Source organism: Acidiphilium sp. 20-67-58, from assembly GCF_002255515.1.
In the GTDB taxonomy this organism is placed as follows: Bacteria; Pseudomonadota; Alphaproteobacteria; order Acetobacterales; family Acetobacteraceae; genus Acidiphilium.
In genome coordinates this window covers 1-16309 of record NZ_NCAS01000009.1, presented here as the reverse complement: position 1 = coordinate 16309, position 16309 = coordinate 1, and the positions used below count along the sequence as shown (strand labels likewise).

Sequence of the window (16309 nt, the reverse complement as noted above, 5' to 3'; positions counted from 1 at the left end):
GATTTTGCATGGAAACGCCGATGGATTGGGATGATCTGCGCAGCTTTCTCGCCATCGCCCGCGAGGGGACGCTGTCGGCGGCAGCGCGCCGGCTTGGCGTGCGGCAATCGACGATGGGGCGGCGGCTCGCGGCGCTGGAGGCGCGGGCCGGGGTGCGGCTGCTGGAACGCACGCCGCGCGGCTTCCGGCTGACCGTCGCCGGCGAGGCGGCGCGCGCCGAGGTGGAGCGGATGGAGGCGGCGGCGCTGGCAGCCGAGCGCGCGGTCAGCGGCCGGGATGTACGGCTGGAAGGCACGGTGCGGCTGACCACCGTCGCCGATTTCGCGGCTGCCGTGCTGATGCCCGCGCTCGGCGATCTTGCGTCCCGCTATCCGGGGATCGTGGTCGAGCTGATCGCGGACGACCGGACCTTTTCGCTGGCGGCGCGCGAAGCTGATCTGGCAATCCGCCTGGCGCGGCCGCGCGGGCAATCGCTGCTCGGCCGGCGGATCGGCACGGTATCGTTCGGTCTTTATGCGAACGAGGCCTATCTTGCCGCGCATCGCGCGCCCGCCCTGCCGGGCAGCGAGGGCGAGGGGCACCGGCTGATCCTGTCGCGCGACGAGACCGGCGCCTATCCTGAGCTCGATGCCCTGGCGGCAATGGCGCCGAAGGCATCCGTCGCCCTCAGGACCGACAGCCGGGTGAGCCAGCTCGCCGCCGCCCGCGCCGGGCTGGGCATCGCCGTGCTCGGGCACCACGTTGCCCTCGGCGCGGGGCTGACACGGATCGATTCGCCGCCGCTGCCGGAGCGGGAAATCTGGCTGGTCCAGCACGAGGATACGCGCGACGTGCCGCGGATCCGCGCCGTCGCCGATGCGCTGGCGGCGAGGATGCGCGCGGCGGAGCCGATCTTTGCCGGGCGGGGTCAGGCGCCGGCCACGCCGGAGCCGACGAGCCTCGCCGGATCGCAGAGCCGGTCGAACGTCGCGGGGTCGACGCCGCCATAGCCAGTCGCCGCCTCGCGCAGCGTCAGGCCGTGTTCCGCCGCGTGATGGGCGATGGCGGCGGCGCGGTCATAGCCGATCTCCGGGCTCAGTGCCGTCACCAGCATCAGCGAGCGGCCGAGCTGCTCGTCGATCCGCACGCGGTTCAGCTCGGTCCCCTCGACCGAGAACCGGCGGAAGGCGGTGCAGGACTCCGTCATGGTCCGGCAGGTGCGCAGCACGTTGTTGATGATCAGCGGACGCATCGCGTTCAGCTCGAAATTGCCCTGGCTGCCGGCGAAGGCGACCGCCGCGTCATCGCCGATGGTCTGGATGCAGACCATCACCAGTGCCTCGCACTGGGTCGGGTTCACCTTGCCGGGCATGATCGAGGAGCCCGGCTCGTTTTCCGGCAGCAGAAGCTCGCCGATCCCGCAGCGCGGGCCGGAGGCGAGCCAGCGCATGTCGTTGGCGATCTTCATCAGCGCTACGGCGAGGCCGCGCAGGGAGGCCATCGTCGCCACCATCGCATCGAGCGAGGCTTGGGCAGCGAACTTGTTCGGCGCGGTGACAAAGGGCTTGGAGGTGAGCGCGGCGATCCGTGCGGCGATCGCCCGGCCGAAGCCGGCGGGGGCGGCGAGGCCGGTGCCGACCGCGGTACCGCCGGCGGCGAGTTCGAGCAGCCCGCCGCGCGAGTCCCGGACCCGCGCCAGCGCGTCGCGCAGCTGGTGCGCATAGCCTGACCATTCCTGCCCCACGGTGAGCGGCACCGCATCCTGCAGATGGGTGCGGCCGGTCTTGGGAATGTCCATCCAGGCAGCGGCCCTGGCCTCTATCGCGCCGGCCAGCGCGTCGATGGCGGGGATGAGTTCGTCGTCCAGCGCCGCGAGGGTTGCGACATGCATGGCCGTGGGGAAGGTGTCGTTGGAGGATTGCGACCGGTTGACATCGTCATTCGGGTGAATCGGCGCGTGCGCGCCGGGGGCGGCGCCGAGCAACTGGTTCGCCCGCGCGGCCAACACCTCGTTGAGGTTCATGTTGGACTGCGTGCCCGAGCCGGTCTGGTAGACATGCAGCGGGAAATGATCGTCGAGCGCGCCCGCCATCGCCTCCTCCGCGGCGCGGATAATCGCCGCCACCTTCCAGCCGGGCAGCACGCCAAGCTCCTCATTCGCCTCGGCCGCCGCCTTCTTGACCAGCGCATAGGCGCGGTAGAGCGCGGTCGGCATCCGTTCGCCGATGGCGAAATGCCGCAGGCTTCGCTGGGTCTGGGCCCCCCAGTAGCGATCCGCCGGCACTTCGATCGCGCCCATCGAATCATGCTCGGTGCGGGTGCCGGTCGCATCGATGCCGACCGGCACGTCGCGCAGTCTTTCTGCTCCGGTATTCATCCAGAGCAGATGGCGTGCCGCCCCCGCCGGTTAAAGCAGGCGGGGGGCAAGGCCGGCCGGGCCTATTCCTCCTCGATATCCTCGAGGCTGAACTGCTGGGCTTCCTCGTCATAGGAATAGATCTCGGCGTAGCGACCCCAGGAGATGGCGGTGCGCAGCGTTTCCTCGGCGCGCTCGGGCGACATGTGATCCTCGAGCTCGTCGCGGAAGCGAACGGCGGAGGCGCGGTGGTTCCACCGCTCGTCGATGACCTGGCGGATCGCGGCGACGAGCTTGACATTGGCCAGCGCCGCCGCGGCGAAGATCTGCTTGCGCTCCTCGGTATCGGCATGGACGAAGTTGCGTCCCTGCTCGGTGAGGCGGATGTCGCCATCCTCAAGCTCGGCGAAGCGGAGCAGTTGCAGCGTTTCGCCGAGCGGCAGCAATTCGTCGGCCTCGTATTGCAGCACCGAGGCGAGCGCCGGCAGGTCGGCCCGTCCGTCATAGGGCGGGGCGGCGAGGGTTTCCATCAGGCCGGACATCAGGTTGGTGCCGATCGGATGCAGCGGGGTGGCGAAGCCGGTGGCCGGGCGGGTGGCCTCGGCCTTCAGGTCGGCCGGCGACTTGCGCCGCGTCATCACCGCGTAAATGTCGTCCACCATCTTGCGGAAGGCGGGGTCGAGCCGGTTGCGCGGATGCGGAAACGGCACCCGCAGCTCGTGCGCGACCCGCCCGGGATCGGATGAAAACACGAGGATACGGTCGCACATCAGCACCGCCTCCTCGATATTGTGGGTCACGATCAGGATCGATTTCACCGGCAGCTTGCCTTCCGACCACAGATCGATGAGGTCGGTGCGCAGGGTTTCGGCGGTCAGCACGTCGAGCGCCGAGAACGGCTCGTCCATCAGCAGCAGGTCGGGATGGGTGACCAGCGCGCGGGCAAGGCCGACGCGCTGGCGCATGCCACCGGAAAGCTCCTTCGGATAGGCACCGTCGTAGCCGCCGAGACCGATCAGGTCGATCGCCTCCTCGGTGCGCTCCTCGCGCTCGCGCCTCGCCACGCCCTGCGCCTCCAGCCCGAGTTCGACGTTTTCCTGCACCGTGAGCCAGGGAAACAGCGCAAAACTCTGGAACACCATGGCAACACCGCGCACCGGGCCGCTTACCGGCGTGCCCTTCCACGACACGTCGCCACGGGTCGGGCGCAGCAGGCCGGCAATGATCCGCAGCAATGTGGACTTGCCCGAGCCGGAGCGGCCAAGCAGGCCGACGATCTCGCCCTCGCGCAGCGTCACGTTGACGTCATCGAGCACGATGAGTTCGCTGTTGGCTTCCTTCGGATAGGATTGCCGGCAGTTGCGGACATCGAGCAGGATGCCGGGCGCGGTTTGCTGGTCCATCTCTCCTCCTTATCCGAAATTGGTCCGTCGGCTCGCATAGGCGTAGAGCGGCCGCCATACCAGCCGGTTGAAGCCGAGCACGAACGCCGCCATCACCGCCACCCCGAGCACGATGCGGCTGGTATCGCCTGCCACGGTCGCTTGCGCGATATAGGCGCCGAGCCCGCGCGCGACCAGCGTGGTGTGGCCCCAGGACGCCACCTCCGCGACGATCGAGGCGTTCCAGGCGGCACCCGTCGCGGTCAGCGCGCCGGTGACGAAATAGGGCAGTATCCCGGGAATGATCAGCCGGCGCCACCGCAGCAGCCCGCGCAGGCGGAAATTCGCCGCGGCCTCCCTGAGATCGCCGGGTAGGGCGGCGGCACCGGCGACCACGTTGAACAGGATGTACCACTGCGTCCCGAGGACCATCAGCGGCGTCAGCCAGATATCCGGGGCGAGGCGGAAATAGACGATGCCGGCGACCACGACCGGGAAGACCAGATTGGCCGGGAAAGCGGTGAGGAATTGCGCTGCCGGCTGAACCAGCCGGGTCGCCCAGGGCCGGAACCCGACCCAGACGCCGACGGGCACCCAGACCAGGCACGAGATTGCCAGCGCCGCGATCACGCGCGCCAGCGTGTAGAGGGCAAGAATGACGCATCGGGCAAGATCGCTCCAGTGCATCGTTCGCGCGCAGAACTCGACCACCTGCGCCGAGGCGATGCCGGCCGCGATGATCACGACGGCATAGAAGGCGGCGTCGCCGATCCGGCTGGCGCCACGGTGCCGCCCCGCGGACACGAACGTCCGTTCCGCCCGGCCGAGGCGCAGGCGGACGATGTGGGCAAACTGGTCGCTCAGCCAGTCCCCCGCCGCGCGGAGTAGAAAAGTACGGCGCAGCAGCCGCAGCACCCAAGGTTCGGTCTCGCCGGCGGAGGGCACGGTCTCGAACCGGAACTTGCCGGACCAGGCGACGAGCGGGCGGAAGAGCAGCTGGTCATAGAGCAAAATCACCACCAGCATGGCCAGCAGCGCATAGACGATCGCCGCGAAATCCCGGTGCTGCAGTGCGACCGCGACATAGGAGCCGATACCCGGCAGGGTGAAAGTGGTGTTGCCGACCGTGATCGCCTCGGAGGCAACGACGAAGAACCAGCCGCCGGACATCGACAGCATGGTGTTCCACACGAGGCCGGGCACGGCGAAAGGCACGTCGAGCCGCCAGAAGCGCTGCCAGGGGGTCAGCCCGAAACTGCGGCAGGCCTCGATCAGGTCCGCCGGCTCCGTGGTCAGCGACTGGTAGAAACTGAACGCCATGTTCCAGGCCTGGCTGGTGAAGATGACAAAGACCACGGCCAGTTCGGCGCCGAGTTCCTGCCCGGGGAACAGGTGCAGGAAGAACAGCACGGTGAACGAGATGAAGCCCAGAATGGGAATCGACTGCAGGATGTCGAGAACCGGAATGACGATGATCGCCGCGCGCCGGCTTTTCGCGGCGAGGGTGGCCACGGTGAAGGTGAAGCCGAGCGAGACCAGCAGGGCGGCGAACATGCGCATCGTGGTGCGCAGCGCGTAGCCGGGCAGCCAGGCCGGGTCGAGATGAATGTGGCCGGACTGCATCTGCGCCAGCGGCGTCAGCGTGCCCCGCGCCACATGCGCAACACCGATCAGCAAGGCGAAGACGAGGGCGATCGCCGCGGCGTCCCACGCGTTGGGCAGCCGGCGACCGTGAACGAGGGCGGGCGGGACTGGTCGTGTCATGTGCCGATCCGCTTTGAAACGAGTGCCGATTGTCGAACTGAAGCCGGGCGCTGCACCCCGCCTGCCCTGCCTTAGCCCGGCTTTCCGCTGCTGTCACCCACCGGCCGATGCGCGGGATGGTTCAATTCCCGTTCGAACTGGGCTATGCAGCAAGACCCCGGGTGCGGAAGCCGCCCGGTCAGGCTGACTGGAAGGATCGCATGAAGCTCAAGGCGGATCGGGCAACGCTGCTGAAAGCGCTGGCCCATGTTCAGAACGTTGTCGAAAAACGCAACACGATTCCCATCCTGGCCAATGTGCTGCTGGCGGTGCGGGAAGGGCGGTTGACCGTTGCCGCGACCGACCTCGAAATCGCGCTGATCGAGGAAGTCGCCGCAACGACGATGCGTGACGGATCGGTGACCGCGCCGGCCGCGACACTCTACGAGATCGTGCGCCGCCAGCCGGACAATGCCGAGATCGAACTCGACCATCCGGGCGGCGACGCACCGCTCGCGCTGCGCGCCGGGCGCTATGCGACCAAGCTCGTCGTGCTGCCGACGGATGAATTCCCGAAGCTCGATGCCGGCAAGCTGACCCATCGCTTCGCGGTGCCGGCGCAGGCGCTGCGCGGGCTGATCGACCGCACCCGCTTCGCGATCTCGACCGAGGAAACGCGGTATTATCTCAACGGCATCTACCTGCACGCCGCCGAATCGGATGGCTTGCAGGTCCTCCGCGCGGTGGCGACGGATGGGCATCGTCTTGCCCGGGTCGAGGAACCTCTGCCCGAGGGTGCGGCGGGGATGCCGGGCGTCATCGTCCCGCGCAAGACGGTGAACGAGATCCGCAAGCTGCTCGACGAGGTCTCCGGCGATGTCTCGATCGCGCTGTCGGAAACCCGCATCCAGTTCGAGCTGGACACGATGCGGATGACCAGCAAGCTGATCGATGGCACCTATCCCGACTATTCCAAGGTCATCCCGATCGGCAACGACAAGGTGCTGCGCGTCGAGACGGCGGACTTCTCTGCCGCGGTCGCGCGCGTCTCGGCCATTACCTCCGAGCGCAACAAGCCGGTCAAACTCTCGGTCGGGCGCGACCTCCTGGTGCTTTCCGCCACCAGCCCCGACCAGGGCACGGCAACGGAGGAACTCGACGAGGCGCAGGTCGAATATCATTCGACACCGCTCGAGATCGGTTTCCAGGCGCGCTACCTCAACGACGTGACGGAGCAGATCAAGGGCAAGGTGGAGTTCTGCTTCGCCGATGGCGCGGCACCGACCCTGGTGCGCGCCGCCGGCGACGAGAGCGCGATTTTCGTTCTCATGCCGATGCGGGTCTGACCAAGCGGCACCGCACCCTGGAGCACTACATCTGATCCGAACGGATCGGATGTAGTGCTCTATAATATTGGTGAACAGAGCATCATCCCTGCATCGTGCCGCTCTCGCGCAGGCGGGCGTGCCAGGAAAGCGCCTGTTCGATCAGATGCGGGGTCTGGCCGCCCCGTGTGCGGATCGCCTCATCGAAATAATCCCGCAGCGCATCGCGGTAGAGCGGGTGCGCGCAGTTGCTGATGATCAGCGCCGCCCGCTCGCGCGGGGCAAGACCCCGCAAATCGGCCAGCCCCCGCTCGGTGACGATCACGTCCACGTCGTGCTCGGTATGATCGACATGCGAGACCATCGGCACGACGCTCGAAATCCTGCCCTCCTTGGCCAGCGACTTGGTGACAAATACGGAGAGATGGCCGTTCCGGGCGAAATCGCCCGAGCCGCCGATGCCGTTCATCATGTGCGTGCCGCCGACATGGGTGGAATTGACGTTGCCGTAGATGTCCACCTCCAGCGCCGTGTTGATGCCGATGATGCCGAGGCGACGGACGATTTCGGGATGGTTGCTGATTTCCTGCGGGCGCAGCACCAGCCGGTCGCGGTAGCGGCCGATATCGCCGAGAACCCGTTCGTAGAGCGGCTTCGACAGTGTCATCGACGAGCCGGAGGCGAAGACGAGGCGGCCGCTGTCGAGCAGGGCGATCGTGCTGTCCTGCAAGACCTCGGAATACATGGTGAGGTTGCTGAACCGGCTTTCGGTGAAGCCGTGCAGCACCGCGTTGGCGATGCTGCCGATGCCGGCCTGCAACGGCATCAGCGAGGGCGACAGCCGCGCCTCGCGCACCTCGCGGTCGAGGAATTCCAGCAGATGCCCGGCGATCGCGGCGGTGTCGTCATCGGGCGGCTCGATGCGCGAGGGGCTGTCGGCCTTGCTGGTGATGACGATGCCGATGATCTTCTGCGGGTCGATCGGCACATAGGGCAGGCCGATCCGGTCGCTCGGCCGCATCACCCCGAGCGGCTCACGATAGGGGCGGCGCGAGGGGAAATAGATGTCGTGCAAGCCTTCGAGTTCCTGCGGCATCGTCATGTTGATCTCGACGATCACCTTCTCCGCCAGCACGGCGAAGCTCGCGGCGTTGCCGACCGAGGTGGTGGGCACGATGCCGCCCTTCTCGTTGATCGCCGTCGCCTCGACCACGGCGATGTCGACCGGGCGAAGCTGGCGCGCGCGCAATTGCTCAACCGTTTCTGACAGATGCTGGTCGATGAACATCACCTCGCCGTCATTGATGCGGCGGCGCAGCGCCGGATCGGCCTGGAAGGGCATGCGGCGGGCGATCACGTTGGCCTCGGCCAGCGTCTTGTCGATATCGTTGCCCAGCGAGGCGCCGGTCATCAGCGTGATCCGCAGCGGATCGTGCCGGGCGCGCTCGGCGAGGGCCACCGGAACCTCCTTGGCGTCACCCGCCCGGGTGAACCCGCTCATGCCGATCACCATTCCGTCCCTGATCGACAGCGCGGCCTCCTCGGCCGACATCACCTTGCCCCAGAGCGTCTCCAGCCTGATCCGGTCACGATACATTCCGCGTGAACTCCCTGCGTTGCCGGTGTTTCCGGCTGTGCGGTGTGCTCGCGGTTGCGAAACGTTTCAATGAGCGAAATCAAGCAAATCCGGGCTTTGCCGCTTCTGTTGCGCATGGCTGGCGTGCGGATCGCTGTTCGCTGCGTCGTCCGATCGGACAACTCCCGCCGCCGGCCCGATGGTCTAGACTTACCAGACCAATTCGCGTGGAGCCCACGATGATGACCAGCAGCGAGAATCTCCTGATCGTGATCGCCGATGGCGCGCAGGCCCGCTTCGTGCGGATCCGCCCTCCGGGCAAGCTCGAGACCGAGCGGCGTTTCGAATCCGTCACCGCGCATCTGCGATCGTCGGACCTGCGCAGCGACGGCCCCGGCGCCGCGTTTCACAGCTTCTCGACGGCGCATCACGCGGTCCAGCCGCGGCATGATCCGCATCAGGTGGAAAAATCCGATTTTGCCCGCACCATCGCCTCCGAGCTGAACGCCCTGCCGGAGGGCAGTTTCGGCGGGCTGATCCTTGTGGCTCCGGCACGCTTGCTGGCGACGCTGCGCGACGCCCTCGGCCCGCTGCCGGCGCGCAACCTGATCGGCACCCTCGCGCATGATCTGGTGAAAGTGCCCGACCCGGATCTCTGGCCGCATCTGGAGCCGGTTCTGCCGGCCGGCCTGCATCCCGCGCGGCCCGTGCGGCGATAAGGCCGCCGCCTCAGAGATCGATCGCCGCACCGTCCCGCAGTACGAGATTGGCGGCTTCGCTGAACCCTTCGCCCTCATGCAGGACAAGCCCCGGCAGCAGCACCGTCGGGCCGCGACTGCCGCGCGTAGCCTGGAGGATGAACAATTTCGCCGGCCGGCCTAGCCGCGGCCAGAGCGGCAGCAGCCGCGTGGCGCCGCAGCCGGCGGCGCGGGTGGCTTCGAGCGCTGCGTCGATCGAGGCGGCGGGCAGGATCAACGACAGGCTGCCGCGCGGGCGCAGCAGGCTTGCGAGCGCCGCCGTCCAGGCCGCCAGCAGCCCGCCTGGCGCCTCATAGGCGAGTCGCCGGCCGGGATCGGGCGATGGCGTGTCGGCAGGGGCCCGCCAGGGCGGGTTGGCGAAGGCATGGTCGAACGGTCCGGCCAAAGGCGGGCGGGTGATGTCGGCGGCGATGACGGCGAGTCCCTCCTGGCCGTTCGCCCGCAGATTGGTGCGGGCGATGGCCGCGATTGCGGGGTCGCGCTCGATACCGGCGCCAGATAGCCCCGGCACGCGATGGGCAAGGCAGAGCAGCCCGGCGCCGGCGCCGGTCCCGGCCTCGATCACCCGGTCGCCACGCCGCGCCGGCACGACGGCGGCAAGCAGCACGGGCTCGATTCCGCTGCGATGTCCGCTCGCCGGCTGGGCATAGCGGACGCGGCCGGCGAGCAGCGTGCCCTCGGTGCGGGTCATGCCTCGCCGGCTTCGTGCAGGATGCGCCGGGCTTGCGCCGCCTCGTCCGCCGCCACCGCGATCCGGCGCGGAAAGGCGCCGATATTGCCCTCGATCGCGGCGATATTCTGGTCGAGCAGAACCGGCGCCAGCCCGGCATCGCGCAGCAGGGCCATCAGGAAATTCAGCCGGATCGTGTCGTTGGACGCAATGATCGTTTCCACGCCGCTCCTCTCCCGTGCGCTGGGGTTCGTGGTCCGCCGCCTTGACCCCTCAACCTTCCGGCCGATATGCTGTCCGTATCTCAATGGAAACACAAGGTTGACACCGGCTGTGGATGGGCTGCTCACCTCGGGACAGGACGGCGGAAACCCGCGCATGCATTCGCATGACGATTCCCTGCATCGGCTTGCCTCTGTCCTGCGCGACGATCTGGACGCGACGAACCGGACGATCGTCGCCCGCATGGCGAGCGACGTCCAGCTGATCCCGCAGCTTGCGGCGCATCTGGTGGCCGCGGGCGGCAAGCGGCTGCGCCCGCTGCTCACCCTCGCGGCGGCGCGGCTCTGCGGCTATCGCGGCGAGCGGCATATCCGCCTCGCCGCCTGCGTCGAGTTCATCCACACCGCCACGCTGCTGCATGACGACGTGGTGGACGACAGCGAGCTGCGCCGCGGACTGGCCAGCGCGAATGCCGTGTTCGGCAACAAGGCCTCGGTGCTGGTGGGCGATTTCCTGTTCGCCCGCGCCTTCGAGCTGATGGTCGAGGATGGCTCGCTGGAGGTGCTGCGGATTCTCTGCAACGCGTCGGCTACTATCGCCGAGGGCGAGGTGTTGCAGCTTTCGACCCAGAACGATCTTGGCACCGACATACCGCGCTATTTCAAGGTGATCGAGGGCAAGACGGCCGCGCTCTTCGCTGCCGCCTGCGAGGTTGGCGGTGTTGTCGCCGGGTGCGACCAGGCCATCTGCGCCGCACTTTCAGCCTATGGCGCCGCCCTTGGCATGGCGTTCCAGCTGGTCGACGATGCGCTGGACTACGCGGCCGACCAGAACGAGCTTGGCAAGACCGTCGGTGACGATTTCCGCGAGGGCAAGCTGACCTATCCGGTCCTGGTCGCCCATGCCGCCGGCGACGACGCCGAGCGCGGGTTCTGGCGGCGGACGATCGAGACCGGTGAGCAGACCGAGACCGATCTGGCCACCGCACTCGAACTGATCGCCCGGCACGACGCCATCGGGCAGACCGTGCGCGAAGCCGACGCCTTCGCGCGTAAGGCGAAGGCCGCGCTGGCCGCGCTGCCGGACGATCCGCTGCGCGCGCTGATGATGGAGGCGGCGGATTATGCTGTCTCCCGCCATCGCTGACCCTGCTGCCGGGAGAGACAACGCATGACCATGCCGCCCTTGCGCGGGCTCTGTGCCGAATGGGGCCGGATGAGCCGCACCGAGCGCGACCGCGCCTATGATAACAGCTCGGCGGTGCCGGAAAGCCCGACGCTGAACGAGGCGCGGATCGCCGCCTCCCGCGAATACCGCGCCCGCCACGCCGAGGCGCTCGACCTGCGCTACGGCCCGCGAGAGCGCAATCTGTGGGACATCTACCCGGCCGGGACCGCCGATGCCCCCTGCCTCGTGTTCATTCACGGCGGATACTGGCAGCGTAACCGGCGGGAGGATTTCGCCTGCCTCGCCGAGGGCGTGCGTGCGCATGGCTGGTCCTGCGCCTTGCCCGGCTACACGCTCGCACCGGAGGCCACGCTTGCCGAGATCGTCGCCGAGATCCATCAGGCGCTGGACTGGCTCGCCGTCCACGGCGCCGCCCATGGCGTGTCCGGCAAGGTGGTGCTCTCGGGCTGGTCGGCCGGCGGGCATCTCGCGGCGATGGGGCTGAACCATCCGCGCGTGACGGCCGGGCTCGCCATTTCCGGCGTGTTCGAGCTCGGGCCGCTGCGCGATACCTATCTCGACGAGAAGCTCCACCTCACCGACGAGCAGGTGGCCGCGCTGTCGCCGCTCCGGCTGCCGGCGGTCGCCAAGCCGCTCGCCATCGCCTATGGAAGCCGGGAACTCGCGGCTCTGGTCAGCGATAGTCGCGACCTGCACGCCCTGCGCGCGGCGAGCCATGCGCCGGGGCCGCTGGTGCCGGTCGCGGGCGCCGATCATTTCACCATCCTGGATGCGCTGCGCCGCCCGGATGGCGAGCTGACCCGCACCGCGCTCGGGTTGCTGTCCTAGAGCATTATCCTGCCCCGGCCTGACTCCTGCACCGGGATCGGCCATGTGGTGGTCGCCTCAGAGATAGGGCAGGAGCAGTCTCGCCGCCGCGTCGCGCAGCGGCGCTAGACCTGCCGATACCGGCATCGGCGGCAGGGCCGCCGCGGCTGCAACCTTGGTGTCGATCAGCGCATCGATCTCGGCGCAGACCCGGGGATCGTAGCATTCGACGTCGAATTCGAAATTCAGCCGCAGGCTCCGCGTATCCCAGTTCGAACTGCCGATGAGGCACCAGGCGCCATCGATCGTGACCAGCTTGGCGTGGTTGAAGGGCGCCGCGCCGAGCCTGACATGCGGGCGGATGGCGGGGAAAAAGCGCAGATGGGCGCGCATCGCCCAGTCCATCAGTCGATGATCGCTCCGCGCCGGGATGACGATCTGCAGGTCCACCCCGCGCAGCGCCGCCTGGGCAAGGGCGAATTCCAGCCGCGTATCGGGCAGGAAATAGGGGGTGACGATCCTGATCCGGCGCGTGGCGAGGGTCAGCGCGGCGCCGAGGACCGTCTCGAGATTGAACAGGTCACCGTCCGGCCCGGAGCGAATGCCGCGCGCCGGGGTCGCACCGGCATCCGCGATCTCCGGCCACCAGGCCTCGTCCTCCAGCGCCTCGCCAGTGGTGAACAGCCAGTCCTGCGCGAAACTCGCCATCAATTGCCGGGCGAGCGGCCCGTCGATGCGCAGGTGAACATCGTCCACCCGCTTCCGGGCCTCGCCATGCGCGAGATTCTCGGCGCCGATGTTCAGCCCGCCGGTAAAGCCGGCTTCGCCGTCGATGATCAGCAGCTTCTTGTGGTTGCGCAGGTTGAGCAGCGGCATGCGCCAGGGCGCCCAGCTGTGGAGAAATTTCGCGCATGGCACGCCGGCGCGGCGCAGCGCGCGGATCGCCGGTGCGCGCAGCCAGCCGCCACCCACGCCGTCGACGAGAACGCGCACTGCGACCCCGCGCGCCTGCGCCGCCGCCAGCGCCGCGATGAAGCGGCGGCCGACATCGTCATGGCGGAAGATGTAGGAGGCGAGGGCGACGCTGTGTTGCGCCCCGCCGATCGCCTCCAGCATGGCGGGATAGGCCCTGTCCCCGCCATGCAGGATCGCGATGGCGTTGCCTTGCCGTACCGCGACGCCAGTGACGCGCTGGCCGACCCGGGCCAATGCCTGCAGCGGCGGCGGGGCGTCGGGTGGTGCTGCATCGCCGAAGCGGACGCCGCGGGTTTCCGCCTGCGCCGAAAGACGCCCCGCGCGCCGGTTGATCCGGTTGATGCCGAAGGCGAAGTAGAGCGGGCCGCCGATGATTGCCGACAGCCAGGCCACCGCGATCCAGCCGAGAGCCGCCCGCACATCCGCCTTGCGCAGCAGGGCGTGCCGCGTCACCGCGATGGCGATGCCGACATGGATCGCCAGAGCCAGGAGGATCAGCGGCGGCATCCGCGCCATCCGTCATGGGCTGCCATGCCGACATGCATACACAAGATCGGGGCGTTGCCACCATATCCCCTGAGGTAACCTGCGGCAGGCCGGTCCCGCCGCGTGGATCACGGGAGGCGTGCGGATGCGGTTGATCAGCTGGAACCTGCTTCGCCGGGTTGGCGCCGAGGCTCGCGAGGTCGCGGCGCTGATCGATGAATACAGCCCCGACCTGATGCTGATGCAGGAGGCCACCGAATCGATCGCGCAGGTGACGGATCTCTGCGGCGGCTGGTTCTATCGCGCGCCGATGCAGGGGCGGATCTACGGGCTTGCGGCATGGAGCCCGGTGAAGCTGGCCGAGCCCGGAACGGTGCGTCTGCCCGCCTCCGTGATGCCCGGCCGGGTGCCGCCGCGCCTCGCCTTGCTGGTGGAGGCGGGCGGGATCACGTTTGCCAACGTTCATCTCTCGCACGGCCAGATGCTCAACCGGCTGCAACTTCGTCACATCGCCCGCCATCTCGATGGCCCGGCGGCGATCCTTGGCGATTACAACGCGGTCGGTCCGATCCGCCTCAGGGGGTTTCGCGATGTCGGGCCGCGTCAGACCACCTGCCGCGCCGGCGAGATGGTGCCGTTCCGGCTCGACCGCTGCATGGTGCGTGGCCTGCAGGCGCACGAGACGCGGGTGCTCGCGCGCGGCAGTTCGGACCATCACCCGATCGTGGTGACGCTCGCCGCCGCCGGCGGCTGATCCGGCGCCGGCAGGAAGGGCAGGGCGGAGGGCCGGACCACCCGGGCCTCGACGAGCCTGAGCTCGGCGGCGGCGAGCGTTTCCCGGCGCAGCAGGTCGTCCGCCACCTCGTCGAGCAGGGCGCGGTTCTGCCGCAGGATCAGCCGCGCCGCCTCGAAGGCGGTATCGAGAATCTCCCGCACGGCGGCATCGATCGCATCCGCCGTCCGCTCGCCATAGCGGCGCTGCCGGAGATCGGCGGACGCCGCACCGCCGAGCCAGGCACTGCCGGAATCCGCTTCATAGGCGACCAGCCCCAGCTCGGGCACCATGCCGTAGCGCAGCACCATGCTGCGGGCGATTTCCGTGGCCTTCACGAAATCGTCCGCGGCCCCGGTCGAGACCTCGTCGAACACCAGCGATTCGGCCGCTCGCCCGGCCAGCAGCACCGTCATCCGCTGAAACAGCTCCCGCCGGTCCATCAGGTAGCGATCCTCCAGCGGGCGCTGGATCGTGTAGCCGAGGGCGGCGATCCCACGCGGGATGATCGAGATCTTCTGCACCGGATCGGCGCCCGGCAACGCCATGGCGACCAGCGCATGGCCGGTTTCGTGATGGGCGACGATATCCCGCTCATGCGGGTTGAGCAGCCGGTTGCGTTTCTCCAGCCCGGCGACGATCCGCTCGATCGCCTGATTGAAATCCTCCAGCGTCACGGCATCGGCCCGGCGGCGGGTGGCGAGCAAGGCGGCCTCGTTCACCAGATTGGCGAGATCGGCACCGGTAAAGCCCGGGGTCAGCGCCGCGACCTGTTCGATCGAGACATCCGCGGCCAGGGTGATCCGCTTCGCGTGGATGCCCAGAATGGCGATGCGTCCCGTGCGGTCGGGCCGGTCGACCAGCACCTGGCGGTCGAACCGGCCGGCGCGCAGCAGCGCCGCGTCGAGAATCTCGGGGCGGTTGGTTGCGGCGAGGAGAACCACGCCGGTGCTGCTGTCGAACCCGTCGAGTTCGGTAAGCAACTGGTTCAGCGTCTGCTCCTTCTCGTCATGCCCGCCGCCGGTGAAGATGCCGCCCCGCGCGCGGCCGAGTGCGTCAAGCTCGTCGATGAACACGATCGCCGGCGCTTGCCGCCGCGCCTGCTCGAACAGGTCGCGCACACGGGCCGCGCCGACGCCGACGAACATCTCGACGAATTCCGACCCTGAAATCGAGAAGAACGTCACCCCCGCCTCGCCGGCGACGGCGCGGGCCAGCAGCGTCTTGCCGGTGCCCGGAGGGCCGACGAGCAGAATCCCCTTCGGGACGCGGGCGCCAAGCCGCCCGTATTCCTTCGGGTTTCGCAGGAAATCGACCACCTCCTGCAACTCGGCCTTCGCCTCGTCGACCCCCGCCACGTCGGCGAACGTCACCTTGATGTCCTTCTCGACATAGATTTTCGCCCGGCTCTTGCCGATCGACATCATGCCGCCGACGCCGGAGTCCCCGGCCATGCGGCGGATCAGGAACAGCCAGATGAGCCCGAAGAGAAACACCGGCAGGATCCAGCCGAGCGCGCGCTCGATCAGCGTGGGGCCGGGTGTGGCGGCGAAGCTGATGCCCGCGGCCCCGAGCGTCGTTGCCAGTGCGGGATCGACGCGGTTGGTCTCGAAGGTTGCCGGCGTCTTGGGCGCGGGATTGGTGAAGCGGCCGGTGATCCTGTCCTGGTCGATCCGCAGGTCGGTCACCCCGCCGGACTTCACCAGCGAGAGAAACGTGCTGTACGGGATGGTGCGCACATCCGGCGGACGGGCGATGAGGGTCTGGATCAGCAGCACGCCGATCATCGCCGCGATCAGAAACCAGAAATTGATCTTGTGCTCGCGCCTGATGTCCATGTCCGTCTGGCCCTGAAGGTTGCGCCGACAGTCTAGAGCATCATCCGATCAGATGGACTCATCTGATCGGATAAAGATGCTCGGCTTATCAATATGATAGAGCACTACATCCGATCCAACCGGATCGGAAAGAGCTCTAGGCTCTGGACTCAACTGATCCAAGATGTGACGGCGAGGACGAGGCAAATACCAGCGAGGAAATTTCGTGCGGTTTTGTCATATCGTGTGGCGA

At 68.2% G+C, this 16309-nt stretch carries 14 protein-coding genes; 6 read left to right on the top strand and 8 right to left on the bottom strand.

What is annotated here, in order from left to right:
• Window positions 1-20 precede the first annotated feature (20 nt).
• Window positions 21-989 (top strand): LysR family transcriptional regulator, encoded by a 969-nt coding sequence (locus B7Z76_RS04875; RefSeq protein WP_291342488.1) that lies wholly within the window; start codon window positions 21-23, stop codon window positions 987-989.
• Here B7Z76_RS04875 and B7Z76_RS04870 read toward each other — a convergent pair.
• From B7Z76_RS04870 to B7Z76_RS04860, 3 genes are all read right to left on the bottom strand, one after another.
• On the bottom strand, window positions 908-2356 hold the full coding sequence (locus B7Z76_RS04870) for a lyase family protein (protein ID WP_291342486.1): 1449 nt from the start codon (window positions 2354-2356) through the stop codon (window positions 908-910). The genes B7Z76_RS04875 and B7Z76_RS04870 overlap by 82 nt on opposite strands.
• A gap of 62 nt (window positions 2357-2418) precedes the next feature.
• A complete protein-coding gene (locus tag B7Z76_RS04865; RefSeq protein WP_291342484.1) occupies window positions 2419-3738 on the bottom strand; it encodes an AAA-associated domain-containing protein in 1320 nt (439 codons plus the stop codon).
• Window positions 3739-3747: 9 nt separating this feature from the next.
• The gene (locus B7Z76_RS04860) at window positions 3748-5481 is read right to left on the bottom strand and encodes an ABC transporter permease subunit (RefSeq protein WP_291342482.1); all 1734 of its coding nucleotides are present in this window, start codon (window positions 5479-5481) and stop codon (window positions 3748-3750) included.
• 200 nt (window positions 5482-5681) lie between these two features.
• On the opposite strand from B7Z76_RS04860, the gene dnaN reads away from it, so the two are divergent.
• Window positions 5682-6806 carry a DNA polymerase III subunit beta gene (gene dnaN, locus B7Z76_RS04855; RefSeq protein WP_174502585.1) on the top strand — a complete coding sequence of 375 codons (1125 nt, stop codon included), beginning with the start codon at window positions 5682-5684 and terminating at the stop codon, window positions 6804-6806.
• A gap of 82 nt (window positions 6807-6888) precedes the next feature.
• Here the strand turns inward: dnaN and B7Z76_RS04850 are convergent, their stop codons facing one another.
• Complete coding sequence (locus B7Z76_RS04850) at window positions 6889-8382, bottom strand: acetyl-CoA hydrolase/transferase family protein (RefSeq protein WP_291342480.1); 1494 nt, start codon at window positions 8380-8382, stop codon at window positions 6889-6891.
• A 218-nt stretch (window positions 8383-8600) separates the two neighbouring features.
• Here B7Z76_RS04850 and B7Z76_RS04845 point away from each other — a divergent pair, with 218 nt between their 5' ends.
• Entirely contained in the window at window positions 8601-9080 is a 480-nt protein-coding gene (locus B7Z76_RS04845; RefSeq protein WP_236656227.1) for a host attachment protein, read from the top strand.
• 10 nt (window positions 9081-9090) lie between these two features.
• On the opposite strand, the gene B7Z76_RS04840 is transcribed toward B7Z76_RS04845, so the two are convergent.
• On the bottom strand, window positions 9091-9810 hold the full coding sequence (locus B7Z76_RS04840; RefSeq protein WP_174502583.1) for a tRNA1(Val) (adenine(37)-N6)-methyltransferase: 720 nt from the start codon (window positions 9808-9810) through the stop codon (window positions 9091-9093).
• Entirely contained in the window at window positions 9807-10013 is a 207-nt protein-coding gene (locus tag B7Z76_RS04835; protein WP_174502582.1) for a DUF2007 domain-containing protein, read from the bottom strand. The genes B7Z76_RS04840 and B7Z76_RS04835 overlap by 4 nt, the downstream gene beginning before the upstream one ends.
• A gap of 109 nt (window positions 10014-10122) precedes the next feature.
• Between B7Z76_RS04835 and B7Z76_RS04830 the strand changes: the two genes are divergently transcribed.
• Entirely contained in the window at window positions 10123-11157 is a 1035-nt protein-coding gene (locus B7Z76_RS04830) for a polyprenyl synthetase family protein (RefSeq protein ID WP_201712636.1), read from the top strand.
• Between the two features lie 24 nt (window positions 11158-11181).
• Window positions 11182-12027: an alpha/beta hydrolase gene (locus tag B7Z76_RS04825; RefSeq protein WP_291342479.1), complete on the top strand. Its 846-nt coding sequence runs from the start codon at window positions 11182-11184 to the stop codon at window positions 12025-12027.
• Between the two features lie 57 nt (window positions 12028-12084).
• On the opposite strand, the gene B7Z76_RS04820 is transcribed toward B7Z76_RS04825, so the two are convergent.
• Window positions 12085-13488 carry a phosphatidylserine/phosphatidylglycerophosphate/cardiolipin synthase family protein gene (locus B7Z76_RS04820; protein ID WP_291342477.1) on the bottom strand — a complete coding sequence of 468 codons (1404 nt, stop codon included), beginning with the start codon at window positions 13486-13488 and terminating at the stop codon, window positions 12085-12087.
• 124 nt (window positions 13489-13612) lie between these two features.
• Between B7Z76_RS04820 and B7Z76_RS04815 the strand changes: the two genes are divergently transcribed.
• On the top strand, window positions 13613-14221 hold the full coding sequence (locus B7Z76_RS04815; protein WP_174502579.1) for an endonuclease/exonuclease/phosphatase family protein: 609 nt from the start codon (window positions 13613-13615) through the stop codon (window positions 14219-14221).
• On the opposite strand, the gene ftsH is transcribed toward B7Z76_RS04815, so the two are convergent.
• Window positions 14182-16077, bottom strand: coding sequence for an ATP-dependent zinc metalloprotease FtsH (gene ftsH, locus B7Z76_RS04810; RefSeq protein ID WP_174502578.1), 1896 nt, complete (start codon window positions 16075-16077; stop codon window positions 14182-14184). The genes B7Z76_RS04815 and ftsH overlap by 40 nt on opposite strands.
• Window positions 16078-16309: the final 232 nt, after the last annotated feature.

Bases quoted from the DNA above. Each gene is read 5' to 3' on its own strand.
- B7Z76_RS04875 (WP_291342488.1), top strand. From the start codon at position 21: ATGGATTGGGATGATCTGCGCAGCTTTCTCGCCATCGCCCGCGAGGGG.
- B7Z76_RS04825 (WP_291342479.1), top strand. From the start codon at position 11,182: ATGACCATGCCGCCCTTGCGCGGGCTCTGTGCCGAATGGGGCCGGATG.
- B7Z76_RS04820 (WP_291342477.1), bottom strand. From the start codon at position 13,488: ATGCCGCCGCTGATCCTCCTGGCTCTGGCGATCCATGTCGGCATCGCC.
- B7Z76_RS04840 (WP_174502583.1), bottom strand. From the start codon at position 9,810: ATGACCCGCACCGAGGGCACGCTGCTCGCCGGCCGCGTCCGCTATGCC.
- B7Z76_RS04865 (WP_291342484.1), bottom strand. From the start codon at position 3,738: ATGGACCAGCAAACCGCGCCCGGCATCCTGCTCGATGTCCGCAACTGC.
- dnaN (WP_174502585.1), top strand. From the start codon at position 5,682: ATGAAGCTCAAGGCGGATCGGGCAACGCTGCTGAAAGCGCTGGCCCAT.
- B7Z76_RS04845 (WP_236656227.1), top strand. From the start codon at position 8,601: ATGATGACCAGCAGCGAGAATCTCCTGATCGTGATCGCCGATGGCGCG.
- B7Z76_RS04860 (WP_291342482.1), bottom strand. From the start codon at position 5,481: ATGACACGACCAGTCCCGCCCGCCCTCGTTCACGGTCGCCGGCTGCCC.
- B7Z76_RS04815 (WP_174502579.1), top strand. From the start codon at position 13,613: ATGCGGTTGATCAGCTGGAACCTGCTTCGCCGGGTTGGCGCCGAGGCT.
- B7Z76_RS04850 (WP_291342480.1), bottom strand. From the start codon at position 8,382: ATGTATCGTGACCGGATCAGGCTGGAGACGCTCTGGGGCAAGGTGATG.
- B7Z76_RS04870 (WP_291342486.1), bottom strand. From the start codon at position 2,356: ATGAATACCGGAGCAGAAAGACTGCGCGACGTGCCGGTCGGCATCGAT.
- ftsH (WP_174502578.1), bottom strand. From the start codon at position 16,077: ATGGACATCAGGCGCGAGCACAAGATCAATTTCTGGTTTCTGATCGCG.